Source organism: Muricomes intestini, from assembly GCF_004346165.1.
GTDB classification, from domain to species: Bacteria; Bacillota; Clostridia; order Lachnospirales; family Lachnospiraceae; genus Muricomes; species Muricomes intestini.
In genome coordinates this window covers 1-15,846 of record NZ_SLZZ01000034.1, presented here as the reverse complement: position 1 = coordinate 15,846, position 15,846 = coordinate 1, and the positions used below count along the sequence as shown (strand labels likewise).

At 42.8% G+C, this 15,846-nt stretch carries 15 protein-coding genes; all 15 read right to left on the bottom strand.

All coding sequences use genetic code 11. From position 1 onward, the window contains the following. Positions 1–17 precede the first annotated feature (17 nt). Positions 18–587 carry an RpiB/LacA/LacB family sugar-phosphate isomerase gene (locus EDD59_RS15815; RefSeq protein WP_132383641.1) on the bottom strand — a complete coding sequence of 190 codons (570 nt, stop codon included), beginning with the start codon at positions 585–587 and terminating at the stop codon, positions 18–20. A gap of 12 nt (positions 588–599) precedes the next feature. After that, positions 600–1,643, bottom strand: coding sequence for an ABC transporter permease (locus EDD59_RS15810; protein ID WP_132383639.1), 1,044 nt, complete (start codon positions 1,641–1,643; stop codon positions 600–602). Then, on the bottom strand, positions 1,643–2,671 hold the full coding sequence (locus EDD59_RS15805) for an ABC transporter permease (RefSeq protein WP_132383637.1): 1,029 nt from the start codon (positions 2,669–2,671) through the stop codon (positions 1,643–1,645). The genes EDD59_RS15810 and EDD59_RS15805 overlap by 1 nt, the downstream gene beginning before the upstream one ends. A gap of 12 nt (positions 2,672–2,683) precedes the next feature. Then, positions 2,684–4,165, bottom strand: coding sequence for a sugar ABC transporter ATP-binding protein (locus tag EDD59_RS15800; RefSeq protein WP_132383635.1), 1,482 nt, complete (start codon positions 4,163–4,165; stop codon positions 2,684–2,686). 96 nt (positions 4,166–4,261) lie between these two features. Next, the gene (locus EDD59_RS15795; protein WP_243117460.1) at positions 4,262–5,314 is read right to left on the bottom strand and encodes an autoinducer 2 ABC transporter substrate-binding protein; all 1,053 of its coding nucleotides are present in this window, start codon (positions 5,312–5,314) and stop codon (positions 4,262–4,264) included. Between the two features lie 154 nt (positions 5,315–5,468). Then, positions 5,469–6,494 (bottom strand): LacI family DNA-binding transcriptional regulator, encoded by a 1,026-nt coding sequence (locus EDD59_RS15790; protein ID WP_132383633.1) that lies wholly within the window; start codon positions 6,492–6,494, stop codon positions 5,469–5,471. Positions 6,495–6,706: 212 nt separating this feature from the next. Then, positions 6,707–8,758 (bottom strand): beta-propeller domain-containing protein, encoded by a 2,052-nt coding sequence (locus EDD59_RS15785; RefSeq protein ID WP_132383631.1) that lies wholly within the window; start codon positions 8,756–8,758, stop codon positions 6,707–6,709. A gap of 15 nt (positions 8,759–8,773) precedes the next feature. Beyond that, entirely contained in the window at positions 8,774–9,286 is a 513-nt protein-coding gene (locus EDD59_RS15780; RefSeq protein WP_132383629.1) for an RNA polymerase sigma factor, read from the bottom strand. A 499-nt stretch (positions 9,287–9,785) separates the two neighbouring features. Continuing rightward, entirely contained in the window at positions 9,786–10,754 is a 969-nt protein-coding gene (locus tag EDD59_RS15775) for a PfkB family carbohydrate kinase (RefSeq protein WP_132383627.1), read from the bottom strand. Positions 10,755–10,767: 13 nt separating this feature from the next. Next, the gene (locus EDD59_RS15770; protein WP_165920971.1) at positions 10,768–11,598 is read right to left on the bottom strand and encodes a TIM barrel protein; all 831 of its coding nucleotides are present in this window, start codon (positions 11,596–11,598) and stop codon (positions 10,768–10,770) included. 13 nt (positions 11,599–11,611) lie between these two features. Then, on the bottom strand, positions 11,612–12,712 hold the full coding sequence (locus EDD59_RS15765; protein WP_132383625.1) for an aldose epimerase family protein: 1,101 nt from the start codon (positions 12,710–12,712) through the stop codon (positions 11,612–11,614). A gap of 21 nt (positions 12,713–12,733) precedes the next feature. After that, positions 12,734–13,639: a dihydrodipicolinate synthase family protein gene (locus EDD59_RS15760; RefSeq protein WP_132383623.1), complete on the bottom strand. Its 906-nt coding sequence runs from the start codon at positions 13,637–13,639 to the stop codon at positions 12,734–12,736. A 79-nt stretch (positions 13,640–13,718) separates the two neighbouring features. Next, positions 13,719–14,654, bottom strand: a complete 936-nt coding sequence (locus EDD59_RS15755; protein ID WP_132383621.1) for a ribokinase — start codon at positions 14,652–14,654, stop codon at positions 13,719–13,721. A 3-nt stretch (positions 14,655–14,657) separates the two neighbouring features. After that, positions 14,658–15,554, bottom strand: a complete 897-nt coding sequence (locus tag EDD59_RS15750) for a 6-phosphogluconolactonase (protein WP_132383619.1) — start codon at positions 15,552–15,554, stop codon at positions 14,658–14,660. 94 nt (positions 15,555–15,648) lie between these two features. Next, positions 15,649–15,774 carry a hypothetical protein gene (locus tag EDD59_RS18345; RefSeq protein WP_279233371.1) on the bottom strand — a complete coding sequence of 42 codons (126 nt, stop codon included), beginning with the start codon at positions 15,772–15,774 and terminating at the stop codon, positions 15,649–15,651. Positions 15,775–15,846 lie beyond the last annotated feature (72 nt).

Below are 15,846 nucleotides of genomic sequence, written 5' to 3'. Positions count from 1 at the left end.
TCAACAAAATTTCTATTTTAAATATTTGGGTTATCCGCCAATTCCAACGGATAATCTCCAAGGTGTTCTAGCTCAAAGTTATTTGCTTTATATTTTTCGTATTCAAATGCATTTAGTTCATCGCATGCCAGTTTGTGAAACTCATAGAAATTGGGCCACCATTCATATCCATCTCCCAGGTAATGGTTTAAATATGCATCTGCAATGTCTTTTCCCATTTGCGGTGCTACATAAAATGCACCCATAGCCAATACATTTACATTGTTTCCGGTAATCGCCCTAAGTGCCGCAGGTACGCTTTCTACTACCCCGGAAAAAACTCCCGGGCATTTGCTTGCTGCTATATGGATTCCCATACCGGTGCCGCAAAAAACCAAAGCCCGCTCAAATTCCTTCTCCGCTATCTTAGCTCCTACCTTCAAGCCAATTCTATGAAACATTTCCGGCTCTTTTTCATCAGCGGAGCGCACTCCAATGTCCGTCACATTCCATCCCTTTTTCTTTAAATGTTCTGTAACTGCCTCCTTTAACGGAAATCCCGCAAAATCAGCTCCTACAAGTATTTCTTTGTCTTTAATCATTCTCATTTAAAGCACCTCTCAATCTGCATGAAAATTATTGGGTTTCTTTTTAAATAAACTTATATCATTTTCTGTAAAATAATTTAGTACCATAACCAAGAGTAAAACTGCCCCCCAAATCAGTGAGACATAGTAACTGCTGATCTGCGGAAATCTATTAAGTCCTGTTTCCAAGGCACGTACCAGAAAAATTGCCAGCAATACTCCGGAAATTTTTCCCTTCCCGCCATTTGGGCTAACCCCGCCAAGTACAACTATGAGGATACACTGCAGAGTATAGTTTGAGCCGTAATCAGCCCTTGCCGAATTGTAATTTGCAAGCATGATCATTCCGCCAAGTGCCGAGCAAACCCCGGAAATCAAATATGTCTTTATTAAAATCATGTCTACTTTTAATCCACTGTATTTTGCTACGTTTTGGCTGGTCCCCAGCAATATCAGTTTTTTACCATATGTGGTTTTTATGAGCATAAATGACAGTATCACGGCAGCGGCGGCAAAAATCAGAAATTGTACCGGAATCCCCAATACCCTGTTGTTTACTGCAAATGCATAGGTTGTTGGAAAATCACTGATTGCACTTCCGTTTGTTAAAACAATTCCGATTCCGGTAAACAGCTCTCCCATCCCAAGGGTTGCCAAAATGGGAGGAATATGTAATTTTGCAACAAGCATTCCATTCAACCCCCCGGCTATCATACCAACCACAATTGCCAGAAGGAAGACAACTACTACCCAAAATACCGAAATGTGACGGCTGTCTCCGCCAATATGCTGCATTAGAAGGGCCGTTGAAATTGCCGTTACATTAGCAATTCCAACTGTAGACAAGTCAATTCCCCCTGTTATCATGCATACCATAACTCCCAGAGACATCAATCCAAACTCCGGGAACTGTGCAAACATAGTCTGAAAGTTTACCACAGTATAAAATTTTGAAAATCTGGTAACAGCCATAAATATAAACCAGAGAAGCATAATAATAATAAGTCTCCACAGATGACGGTCTCTCATATAGGCTGATTTTATTCTCAAACCTGCTTGTGTTTGTCTTTCATTCATTATGATGCCTCCTTCACTTCATGGCCTCTTCTTTTCCTGTGCCCGGTTTTCTCAGCCTGATATGCGCTGACAGCAGTACCTACCACAATCAGTACTCCTACAAAGACATCTTTCCATATTACCGGAACACCAATCAAAATAAGTGAATTTTCAACCAGAACAATCAAAAGTGTTCCCAGCATACATCCGGTCATTGTTCCTTTCCCACCTACGATTGCCGTACCTCCAAGTACAACACCTGCAATAATATTCATTTCCATTCCCAGCATATTTGTAGGATGGCACTGCTGCATCATGCATACCCGTATGATTCCTGCAATGCTGGCTACTATCCCGGTAAATACATATAACAGAAATTTCGTTTTCTTCACCTTAAATCCTGCATTGTACGCTGCATTTTCATTCCCGCCAATAGCGTAAACCCCTCTTCCGAACATTGTAAACTTCAGCACAAAAAATGTCAGGGCAGCCACTACAACCAGTACAAGGAAAGCTACCGGCAGCGAAGAGGAAAGCCCGTTGCTTTTATTTGCTGCAGTAAAAAGAGCTCTTCTCCCGAACTGCTTCATCCCCTTTGGAATTACAGCAAGTTGTTTTGACTGCAAGGTTCCCTGCATGATTCCCTTGAATACACTGGAGGTCCCCAAAGTTACAATCATAGCCGGCAGATTTAAGAGCCCGGCAAAAATACCATTTACTGCACCTAGAGCGGCACCTATTATTATTGCCATCAAAATTGGTACAAGAACGCTGCCCTGATAGTTTATATCTAATAAGAATTTTGTTGTTGCAAATGCTGTCAGCGACGCAAGCGCAGGAAAAGAAACATCAATCCCGCCGGACAAAATCACAAGAAATGCTCCAACAGCAAACAATCCCGGAACAATCATTGCTGACATGATATCAACAATATTATTCGGTGTATAAAACTGGCCGCTCCTTGCCTGAATCAAAATTGTCAGCGCAAAAATAATCAGAAAAATATAAGTTTCATTTTGCTGAAATAATTTTCTTACCTTATTTTGCATATCCCCACCCCCCTACATCATTTTGTCCAGTATCATTTTTTCTGTAATCTCATGGGTGGACATTTTCCCCGACTCTTTTCCACCTTTTAGAATCAGAAGCCTTGAACAATTTTCAATGACTTCCGGAAGATCATCGGAGATAATGATGATTGCCATTCCTTTATTTGCCAGCTCCTGTAAGATTCCATGAATATCATGTTTTGAGCCAATATCTACACCAACCGTAGGACCGTTCAAAATCAGAATATCGGGTGAACATGCAAGCCATTTTGCCAAAACAACTCTTTGTTGATTTCCTCCTGAAAGTGTCGAGGCTGCATTCTCCGGGTCTGGTGTGGCAATAGCCATTTCCTTTACCCAGTGCAATATCTCATCCCTGCACTTCTTTTTATCCATAATTCCTGACTTCTTTAAATGATCAATCTCCGAGATAATAATGTTATCTCCAATGCTCTGTGGAAGAAACAACCCTTCACTTAGGCGGTCCTCCGGCACAAACCCAATCTTATTTTGGATTGCTTTCTGAGGACTGCTGATTTTAACCGCTCTCCCATGTATTCGTATTTCACCCTCTTTGGCCGGGTGTATTCCAAACAACGCCAATGCCAGCTCTGTGCGGCCTGAATCCAAAAGCCCTGTGATTCCAAGTATCTCTCCGCCTTTTACAGAAAAGCTTATCTTTTCAAAGCTGCCCGGCAAAGACAAATTGTCCACTTCCAATATCGGTTTTTCACTCAGTTTATCCGGTACAAAAGAACGTACTTCAAATTCACGCCCAGTCATATAATAAGAAAATTTCTTGTCATCAAGTTCTTTTGTATTTCCTGTTGCAATTAACTTTCCACTTCTGAATACAGTAAAACGCTCTGAAATTTCAAACACTTCATCCAATTTATGGCTGACAAACAGAATAGAAATTCCCTGTTCTTTTAATTGAAGAATCACTTTAAATAGTGCTTTTACTTCCTTTTTTGTCAATGCAGTTGTCGGTTCATCCATGATAATCAGCTTTGCGTTGAACATCAGTGCCCGGCAAATTGCGACCATCTGCTTTTCTGCCACAGATAATGTTCCCAACGTAACATCCAAATCTACCTTAAACCCAATTCTTTCAATTGCCGTCCGGGCGGTTTCCCTCATATGTTTCCAGTTTACAAGCCTCTTATTTTCCACAAGCTGACTGTTGATTGCTAAATTTTCCATTACTGTCAGATTTGGAAAGATAGAGAAATCCTGATAAATCACCTGTATCCCTCTTTTTATGGCATCAATCGGGGTTATCTTTTTCAGCTGTTCTCCTTCAAATTCTATAATTCCAGAATCTCTCTGGTAAACTCCGGAAATAATCTTAATTAAAGTGGATTTCCCACATCCGTTTTCTCCTGCCAGACAATGAATTTCACCTGGTTTTATTTCAAGCGAAACTCCGTCCAGTGCCCGGACTCCTGCGAAATACTTATGAATATCGATTGCCCGAAATAAATATTCGCTCATAGAGCACCTCCTCTTTTACCTCATATTTGGGAACAGAGGGTATTCTCTCTTTCCCACAGCGGATACTGCAGTTTTAAGACACCCTCCGTCAAATATTTAGAAGCCAAATGAATCAACATTGTCTGCATCGATAATAATCTGGGCAGAACCCTCCAATACTGTCTTGCTTTCTTCCCGGAAGTTTATATCCGTGTACCCCTCTACGCCTAAATCCAAGGGGGTTGTAATTTCATCCTTGTCAAGAAGTTTTACTGCAAGACTAATCATTGCCTTGCCCGCCTGAGCCGGATCCCACAGAGTCAGTGACTTGACAACGCCACTCTTCAACAGCTCTGCATTATCAGCCGGCATACCCGTTCCTGTTGTAAAGGCTTTATCCGTCAAACCCAGCTCTTCAATCGCCCTTGCAACTCCAGGTGCATCAAAGGACGAAGTCCCCATAACCCCTTTCAGGTCAGGATATTTCTTAAAAAGTTCTTTTGCTACATTATATGCAGTGTCACCATTGTCATCAGATTCAACCCTTGGCTCTGCCTCCAGTAATGTCATATTAGGATACTTCTCTTTCTGATATGCAACTCCTGCATCTGCCCATTCATTATGTGATGCATTTGTAACACTTGCCACCATGGTAGTGTACACACCCTCTTCTCCCATTGCTTTTGCAAGATTGTCCATGATAAACTCTCCATATCCTGCATTTGAAAATGCTTCAATGTCATAGTCCACGTTTTCCAGACTTGCGCCTTCATGTGCCACCACTACGATGCCCGCATCTCTTGCCTGTTTTAATACCGGCTCAATAGACTCCGGGTCCACCGGAACAATACAAATTGCATCCACACCCTGAGCAATCAAATCCTGAACCAACTGTGCCTGTTTGGTCGCATCAATTTCGTCTGTGCCCTTCTGGTACGCGTTTAGTCCCATATCTTCCGCATATTCTTTTACGCCTGTATCCATCCTTACAAACCACGGATTTGAAGCATCTTTCGGTACAACAACAATCTCATAGTCTTTATCACCTTTTTTACTCTCTTCTCCACTTTTACCGCTACTGTCAGAATCACCCCCGCCTCCGCAGGCCGCCAGACTTAATATCATCATACCAGCCATTAGTACAGAAATTAATTTTTTGAACTTCATCATAATCTTTCCTCCTATTATCTTTATTCTTAAATTTATAAATTTAAAACATTTTAATTTGTATTTAAAACGCCCCTCCTTTCCTTAAATTAAAACGTTTTAATTTAAGATCAAAATCTTAACATTTTAGATTTCCAAATATGAATGCTTTTCCTCTTTAACATGAACCTCTGATAATTAATTGTTGTTCTAATGCTATATTCCTAACATCTTTTCCTTCTGTTCGCATCTTTGCCATTTTCCACAATTCTTCTCCAAGAAGCTTCCCGTCCTGATTGATTGTGGTTAGTCCTGGCTGTACGTACCCTGAAAGCTCCAGGTTGTCACATCCTACGATGCCAAAATCCCCCGGTACAGTATAGCCATGCTCAATAATTGCCCTTTGAGTCCCAATAGCCTGCAAATCTGAGGATATCAAAAATGCTTCCGGAAGTTCTTCCTTTTTCTTTTGATCAAGAAGTTCTTTCATAAACAAATAGCCATTCTGGGTATTATCCATACATAGTCTTTCAGAAATATATACATAGTCCTCACGAAAACCATACCCGTGATTTACTAATGCCTTCTTATAACCCTCAAACCTGTCTGCTATATTAGATATCGTCAATGGCTCTGATAAGAAACCAATGCTCTTGTAATTCTTCTCCTTCAGCATCCTTACGGCATCATCTATTACCCTTGTATTTTCAAATTCAACATAAGAAATATCTTTTAAGTCTGTATGGCGGTCTGCCAATATAATGTTAATTCCCCGATTCAGATATTTCTGCAGATACTTTTCGTCTCCTGCACCATTTGCAATCACAATTGTTCCGACGTTGTTCTCATATAATGTCTTCAGCGCCCTCTTTTCGCGCTCCAGAGAATACTCATACCCCAGTATTAAGACAGTGTACCCATCCTGGTCCGCCTGATCAACAAAACTACTTACAATCCTGAAATAAAAATTATTTGTCAGATTTGGAATTAACAGTCCCACTTGGTGATTTCTTTTCAGACGCATATTCCGCGCCACTGAATTTGGGACATACTCCAACTCTTTAATTGCTCTCCTTACTTTTTCATCCGTTTTAGGGGATACCCCTGCCGTTTTATTAAGTACATGTGACACTGTTCCGATTGTAACACCTGCTCTATTTGCTACATCTTTCATCGTTACTCTGGGGGGTGTATTTCCTTTCATGTGCCTTTTCTTCTTCCTATGCCATAAAATACGTTTTAAACGTTTTAATTTATAAGTATATTATCATTTTTTTGTCTTTTTTACAATACCACCTTTCTTTTTTATTGATTTTTGGTTATTTTGTATATTCTTTATACCCAGCTTCTTTTCCAGATCTGATCCCAAAAAACCGGCTTCTCAACCTAATCTTGAAGCCGGCTTTCTTTACACGCTCATAATACAATATCATCTATTTTATCAAATGTATCCAAATCGTAAGACTCTACTGTGTTTCCCGTCACTATATAGAACGTATCTCCGGAATAAAGTCCCCGGGCCTCGGAATACGCATTCAGCTCTCTTTCAAATACTTCCTGAAATCCCTTTTCCTTATCATAAGAGAACATGTAATAGGTCTGTGTCTGTCCATATGCCGAGAAACCAATCAAATTTTTATCCATGTTGATAAACGCTGCCTTATAGTTATTGGAAATATCCGTAGAATAACAGTCGTCCAATATATATTTCTGTACCTCTTCCACATCCTTCGGGTTTGAAATATCAAACATGGAAAGTTTCACGCCCTGGGTTGTCGTACCCGTCTCATCCACATCCATTCCGATTCCCAGCAGGAAGCCGTCTCCATAGGGATGCAGGTATTCTGAGAATCCTGGTATTTTCAGTTCGCCAATAATCTTTGGCCTTTTCGGGTTAGATAAATCGACGGAAAACAAGGGGTCCATCTGCCTGTAAGTCACAAAATATCCGGTATCCCCCATGAATCTGGCAGAATATACTTTTTCATCCTCTGCAAGCTCTTCAATTTTTCCCAGCATATTTAGATTTTCATCTAGAATATACAGAGAATTGGTGTCTTTTCTATCCGCCCCATTTCCTGGAATAATATCTCCAAACCGAAGAATGGGAAATCCCCCGCCGCTTCCCGTGGCACTGACTGTGGTTACCATTCTAAGTGTTCCCTTATATTCATCGATACTGAAAGAATCGTTCAGTGTGCCATTAATTCTTGTCTGCCCTATCGCCTTCAAGCCGCCGTTTTTATAAGCCACCTTCCTGACACATGTCTGCGTCACATCAGATTCTTGTGTATTATAGTAAGCCTCGCAGACATAGATATTATCTTTGCTTACATATACAAGTCCGGCACTTCCAAATACTGCCTTACTGTTCACCTTCTCTCCCGGATCCTTCAGGGAAAAGGTGGAAATCACTGTATACTGGCTGCCGCTCCTATATGGCGGAAGCAGTATATCACTGCTGTCCACACTCTTGCCCTGTACCTGCGGAATATAAGTGTCAATGTCCTTTCTCCCCGCCGATGTATCTGCATAAAAACTGCTCAGAAGGTACACATATTCTCCCGATACACGCATTGTATAAAAGCTGCCGCTCTGGGTGATTTTTCCCATGGATCTGGGCTTGGAAGGAGTGCTGATATCATATGTCTCTGCAACGGTATACTCTCTGTAATTTCCCCCATACCCCTCCGTCCCGTCTTCATACCCTGTCCTTGTATATATAAGAATCAGCTTTCCATTCTGCACGTAAATTTCAGGGGCATACTGATTATCCTCCAGGCGGATTGTTGCCAGCTGCTTCATCTCTTTCTTTTCAATACTTACAATCTGCACACGCTGTCCGTTTAATATATATAAATTCTTACCGTCGGTTTTGACAATATCACCTTCCCCGACACCCTCTTCCCTGATATTTGTATCAGAATAGGATGTGCCAGAAGCTCTATCTGCCGCTGCCTGGCTGTCTGTGTCTGCCCCCCCCGTACTTTTTGCACTTTCCGAACTTTCTGTGCTTCCTGCCCCGGTTGAGCCAAATCCACCGTCAGTGCCTCTTTCCATGGAATAGCTTTCCTCATTATGCTTCCTCTCGGCCTCAATATATTTATATACCTCATCATAATCCTTTGCCGACGCAATAACTCCATCTGCCGATACCGCCGATTCCGCCTTCTTTTCTCCGGTACTGTCTGTCAAAGCAGCCTGACCGCCGGCTGAACCATTATTCTTTTGAAGTACTCCGCCTAGAGCCGCAAGTCCTATTATAAGAACACTGCATGCTGCTGCAGCAATCGTATAAGCCGGTCTCCAGTGAAATATCTTCTTACTTTTTTGTTTTTCCAGGAGCTTTCCAATATTGTCGGGCTTTAGCGATTCCGGGATTTTTTCCTCCTCAGTCATTTGATGAATCTGTTCCTCCAGCCTCTCTTCTTCCTGCTTTTTATTCAAATCTTTTCCATTCAACGTCATAACCTACACCCCTTTCTATTCCAGAACACTGCGCATTTTCCCCAGCGCCCGGCTCTTCTTCGAACGAATTGTGGCAGACTTTTGTTCCATCATGTTTCCTATTTCATCACTCTGATAGCCCCCAAATACTGAAAATGCCACGATTATTCTCTCTTCTTCGTTCAATATACCAAAGGCCTCCCGCACGTCATGTAATTCTGCATAATCCCTCTCCGGCGCTGCCATCTCAGGCTCCAGTTCCTCCATCTGCTGCCTGTTCCTGAACCGTCCTTTACACTGATTACTTAATATGCGAAAAATCCAGCTCCGGAATGATTCTTCTTTTCTTAACATGCCAAGGTTCTCATAAGCCGAGATAACCGCTTCACTGACCGCATCCTCTGCATCCTGGGGATGCTTCAGCGTATACAGCGCAAACTTATACAAATCCTTATGAATCCTGGCATACAGCTCGGAAAACGCCTTTACATCCCCCCCGCGGGACTTCCGTATTAACACCAGTTCCGGTAAACTCTCATAATCAGACATATTCCCTCCTCTCCCGCCCGGTCACTGCTAAGCGAAGATATTTCATTCATGAATGAGAACAAAACGGGATATCAATTTTGTTCTTATATACATAAGAGTAAAAAGCTTTGCATTCTGTTGCATAAGAAGCAAAAAAATTTTCTTCCTATTTCTCTCTCTCCATATTATCCTATTATAATCCTGGTATCCATAGATTTTTTTCTATTGCCCATTATATTTTTAAACAATTCATAGCAGTAGGTTGTCACAGGTGAATTTCCTCACATCATATCCCCTAGCCTGATACTGACGCACAGCTTGTTTCTGCAGTAACTCATTTTGTGTTCTCTTTGGTATAATAAAAATCTCCAAACTGTTGTAATTATCTCACATCAATTTGGAGGTTTTTATTATACCCGGTCTATTGGTTTTTTTTACAAGCTCTTGAATTTTATAAATTGACTTCCCCCTTACACAACGTATATGTCATCATAGAAACATCCTCCAATGGTAAATCAAGTCACGAATACTTCTCCACCCGTCTCATAAATGCATTCACTTCTTCCTTTTGCGGATATCCGCATCCGGGCTTTTTAGTCATGCTGCCTGGTCTGGTGACTTTATAGGCCGCATATTTGCTTGCCCACTCTGTGGCCTTCCGCAGATCTTTGCCCCACACAAGGTTTGCTGCAACTGCTGCAAGGTATCCGTCTCCGGCACCAATCGTGTCCACTGCCTTTACAGGAGTCGGGGCTACTTTCCAGTAATCATTCCCGTCTAAGACTGCACTTCCTTTCGAGCTGCAGGTCATGATCACACCCTTGCAGTGATATTTTTCTTTTATCTGTTTTAAAATATTAATGGATGACTCATCTGTATCTTCCGGCAAATCACATAGGGTCTTTGCTTCTACATCGTTCAAGACCATATAATCCAGAAAACTTAAATCCCCCATTTCTTCACTTGGCAAAGGGCTTACATTACAAAAAGTTATCATCCTATACTCCTCTTTTGCAATTTTTGCCCCATCCAGAGCCTTGCGAAAAGGCATTCCAAATCCAGTGATGAATACCCTTGCCTCTTTCATGGCATCGATAGCATCATGTGTCTCTTCCCAGGTCAGGGCCTGGCAGGCACTGTCCCCATCTACAATTGTGTTTGTACTGTCGTCCTCAATCATAATCAGACCTGTGCCTGTAGAGACACAATGATCGCGGTACATATAAGTAGTATCAACCCCGGACTCGCTCATCCACTGGTCTCCCATGTCTCCCCACGGGTCATAGCCGACCTTTCCAATATATCCCGTGCTGACCCCCAGGCGTCCAAGTGCAACTGAAACCGTCGCACCCTTGCCTCCGTCTTCTTCTACGTGCCAGTTTGTAGCTTCCAGAGTTTCACCCCGGCGCGGAAATCTTTTAATATGGCATACCTGTCCTACACCGTGGCTGTTTAACACAATAACATCAATCGGACCAAATTTTCCCATGTCTTTTATCTCCCTAATTTTCGTCTAATAAGTTTCGTATTACTTTATAGCCTCTTTCTGCTGAAAAAGCGGGCTCATTTGCATAGCGGCTGAACAGCTCCAGAGAAAGGTAGCCGTCATAGCCGATTTCTTTCAGATAACTTACAATACGCGGAAAATCCATCTCCCCATCTCCGGGAATCAAATGATCTTCACTAGTTTTTTCACAATCCACAAAATGAATATGTTTTACATCCTTCCCCATCTTTTCAAAATATGAGCAGATTGGCTCTCCACATGTAAATGGGGCTGCCAGGTCCAGCATACACTTAAATCTGGAGGAGTGAACCTGATCCAGGGCCCAGCGCACGTCATCGGATGTAACAATAATAGTGCCCTCATATGGTGTAACCGGCTCCAGAATAATAGTCTGTTCAATCTTTTCAGCATACTCGGTCAAAATCTGCATATTTTCAATGAAAAGCTTTTTTACATCTTCTCTATTTCGGCCATATCCAGGATGGTTGCACGCAAACATGCAGTATTCAGAGCCAATTTCTTTTGCCATATCCAGTGTCATTTTAAAATAATCCAGACTTTCTTTGTTCATCTGTGAGTCTTCAAAAACCAGACTGTATGGGGACCCTGTATTTTCCGGTGCATAGCTTATAATAGGGAGCCCATATTCTTCGGAAAGTTGATGAATCCTTGCAGCTCTCCCTCTTGCCAGATCGGGTGCATACGCATGTGGCCTGAATCCTCCGATTTCAATTCCGTCATACCCATTTTCTGCGGCAGCTTTGAAAACACGCTCAATTGGATAATTAGAAAAGCCGGCCGTAAATAATGCAATTTTCATAGACATATTTTCCCCTCCTCTAATCTGCATTTTTCAAAATATCTTCAATGTAATATTCCATCCCCTGTGCTTTTTCTTTATCTAAATAGCCAAAGTCAAACCGAAGATTATCATGAGCTCCCGGGGGTAGTGTATTGTAGTATCCGTTTTCCTTTTGATAAGCAGTAGAACGGTTCGTACCTGTTGTCGGCAGCGCAATGCCGACACCGTCTTCATCAGCTGTGCGGCAGAACCAGCGCAGTGCATATGGGAGCTTATTTGTGCAGAATCCTACATAACATGCATCTCCCTCAGGCATTACCTGCATGGCATGTGCCCATCCCTTCTTGTCTGATTCGTAGCAAATATTGATACACATCTCTGGATCATAGCACTGAGTCTTAGAATCCAGCACATCCGCCAGTGCCGGATCCTCAAGCAATTTCTTTCCATATTTGCGGATATGCACTGCGCGGGCTGAATCACCGCCTAATTCGGTTGGATCTACTTTCATATGTTCTTTATCTTTTTTTGCACTATATACAAGGCGGGAACCCTCCACTGCAAGCCAGTTCATGTGGCACATAAACATATAGTCCAGGCTGCTGCCCCGGCGGTTATGAATGTCAATATACATTTCTGCGACCGAGGCATCTTCGTAGAGGCGAAGCTGAGGGCTGTAGGCATAATGATATTCCTGACTGTTACGGTATACAAATGTTCCGCCGGCCACGAGATACTTTCCTTTTTCATCATGCCCTATCCCTGTATATGCCTCCTGATAATCTGCAAATGGCAATTCTCCATGAAGAGGATAGTCCTCCCCCTTCCCCGCACAATTGATATTTGTCAGGCCGCAGTGGAGCAAAAATCCGCCATAGTTATCACCAAACTTTGTGGTGGCCTGAGGCTGATCGAAAATTGACCTCTGGGTCAGATTCTTACCTTCAAACTCTGCAAACCAGATTTGCTGCCCCATATATGGCAGAACCACCATACTACAGTGCTGATTTTTAATGCGCAGCCCGCACACCCCTGTCTCATATCGAAATGCAACAGCGCTCAGTGCTCCGTCACAAATCAGTTCCACGGGACGATCACCAAAAAATGAGGGTTTAAAATTTACTTTCGTTAATTCCATGACATTCGGGTCTCCTTTCGCCTACTGCACATCATATCCCATTTGGCCTGCCAGATCATCCAGCTGCTTTTTCAGTTCTCCCGGTACATAATCCTGGTCTGCCGGCATACGTGAGTGCATTCCTGCCGGTCCTCCTCCATATTTCATCGCATATATCCACGCTGCATTAAACGGTGCCTGTTTGCACAGATTGCGGATGCGAAGCACTTTATGCTGAGCTGCAATACATTTTTCTCTGTCGCCTTCCAGTCCTGCTTTCACGATATCGATCATTTCCCTCGGGAATGGAACTGCCATAAATGATACACAGCCTACTGCTCCGAGAAGCATCATAACGCCGTCAAGTCCATCGCATCCTCCCAGGAAATCAAAGTTCTCCGGATCAACACGCAGCGTACACTGGATAAAGTTCAATATGTCCACGGAAGCATCCTTAAATCCTCTTAAGTTTGGATGTTTGTTTACCAGTCTGCACAGTGTGTCCGGCGCAAACAAGGTTCCCATCTGTGCACAGTTGTATATATAAACTGGACGCTCCGCATAATCAATCAGCTCTGCCGCATAATCATACAGTGCCTCCTGTGTATGGCGGAAGAAAGGCGGTGCCGTGATAAAATAGGCATCTGCAAGACCTGTTTCCTCATAAAGGTCAAGAAGCTCCTTGTTTTGTCTGACTGTATTTTCAAACGCGCACGCCATGATCTTAGCTTTTCCCTGTGTCACACCATAAATTGTTTTTAACAGCTTAATTTTTTCGTCGTTGGAGAGTGCCTGGCTTTCTGCCGCAAGACCATTGACAAAGAAAGTCTTAATTCCCTTTGTCATCTGCCAGGTGATCAGTTCCTCCACCTGCTGATAATTGATACTTCCCTCCTCGTTGAATGGGGTCAGAATCTCCGTAACCACACCTGTTATAAAATGTCCCATTTTGTTTTCCTCCTCTGTTTTCGGCGTTATAGATACGCCTGCTGATTATATATTTATAAAGTATTGCTGCCTCTTCCTGTCAGTTGTATTTTTCTATGAATGCATTTACTTCGTCAAGGGGGCGGTATGCAGGAATCGTACCATTGATGGTCACAGAGAGTGCTGCATATTTGCCCGCCCATTCCATGGCCTCTTTCAGTGTTTTTCCCCAGACAAGATTTGCGATTGCTGCCGCCATAAACCCATCTCCGGCACCGGCCGTATTTACTACCTTTTCTACCCTGACAGGGGGGATATTAAAAAACTCCTCCCCTTGCAGGGCGGTGCTCCCCTCAGCCCCCAAGGTCATAATCACATTCCCTACTCCATAAATTTCCTGCACTTCTTCCATTAACCTGCGCGGTTCAAGTTCCGCATCCTCTGCCTCATTGCAGATATATCTTCCCTCTACTTCGTTGATAAATAAGTAGTCTATATAGTCCAGTTTTTTCATCGGTTCTTCCGGCAGAGGGCTTGGATTCAGCACTGTCAGCATTCCCAGCTTCTTTGCATACTTCGCACCTGCAAGTGCAATACGCATAGGCACTTCAAATCCTGTAACAAAAAATGTAGAGCCCTTCATATTATCCAGGGCCTGAATCACTTCCTCCTCTTTTAAGACAATACTGGAGCTGTCCCCGTCAATAACCGTATTCTGCCCCTCCGGTCCTATCAGAATGAGTCCGGTTCCTGTAGATACCTCATCTGTCCGGTACATGTAAGTGGCATCGGCTCCTGCTTCCTTCAGCCACTTCTCCCCCAAATCTCCCCATGGATCATTGCCGACTTTTCCAATATAAGCAGTATCAATACCAAGCCGCCCTAATGCAACAGCAACATTAGTTCCTTTTCCCCCATCCTCTGCCACATACCAATTCTTTACGCTCAAGGTTTCTCCCCACTTGGGCATGTGGTCAGCATATGCATACTGCCCTGCCCCATGGCTGTTGAGCACAATAACATCTTTTTTCGCCATAATCTACCACCCTTTCGTCTCATGAGACATAGGATGATCAATTGTCTCTTCTGTTGTATACAGAACTACATCCTGAACATATTTTGGTATAATTGTAACCGGATATTCTACTGTGGGCTCACTGAATAAGAGAATACGGCAAACCGTCTGCTTCCATGTTCCCGTAGCTACCATATAAACAGCCCGCTTTGCCGAAAGCATAACTTTGAATCCAAGGGTAATCGCTTTTGGGGGAATCCGATCCAGACAGCAGCCGAAAGAGCGCTGGGACATAGCGATAATAGAATCATCATTCAAGTCTACAATTCTTGTTTTTCCCTGTGCATATTCTTCCACACTCAGACGGTAACAGTAGCTGCGGGGAGCTTCATTAAATGCCACCAGGCCGGTTGCCCCGATTCCCGCCCACACGGTATCCACTCCTCCCAGATTCTCACAGAGTTCATCTGCATAATCAATGTTGTCAATTCTGGGCCAGATCCTCTGCTCCTGGGGAACATTCAATTCATTGTCAATGCGTCCGTAGAAGCAGGCATTCATAGTCCCTTCCAGGCTTTCATATGTGTCTGCAACAGGAAGCGGGCGGCCTTCCCAGTCAAGGAATTCATCCATATGAAATATCCAAAGATTCTTAAGGTCTATCCTTTCTTTATTAACACGGTCAACAAAAATATCATATTCATCTGTAGGCCCTGCCGGCAATACCCATTTTGTCGGAATACCCTGTCTGTTATGCTCGATCACCTCGTCCGCCATCATATTGCCCAGCTCTGTCATCACCGTGGCTTTATCTTTGCGGATTTCCAGTTTTGTCTTTAGCCCTTCTTGATTTTTTAACTCCTCCTTTGGAATAGAACACCATTTAAAAATCTCTTCTCTGGTAAGCCTGTTTGTTTCCATATTAAATTCCTCCTAATTCGTTGCAAAATTACTATGAACAGATTACTACCCAATCTTGTCATTTTTACAAAACTGGGTAGCTTTTTATCTTTGTTTATGACTCGGCAACCCGGGCCGCAGCATCAGCCTGTTCTGCCGCTTCACGTTCCGCTGCCTTCTGGGCAATAATATCAGCATTTGCTTTTCTAAAGTAAAAATAGATAATATGAAGTGACCTCACAATTGTAGATTCGTGGATTTACCTGTAAAATATTAGTTGATAAAGACTAATGGTAACAGGGATTACCGCATA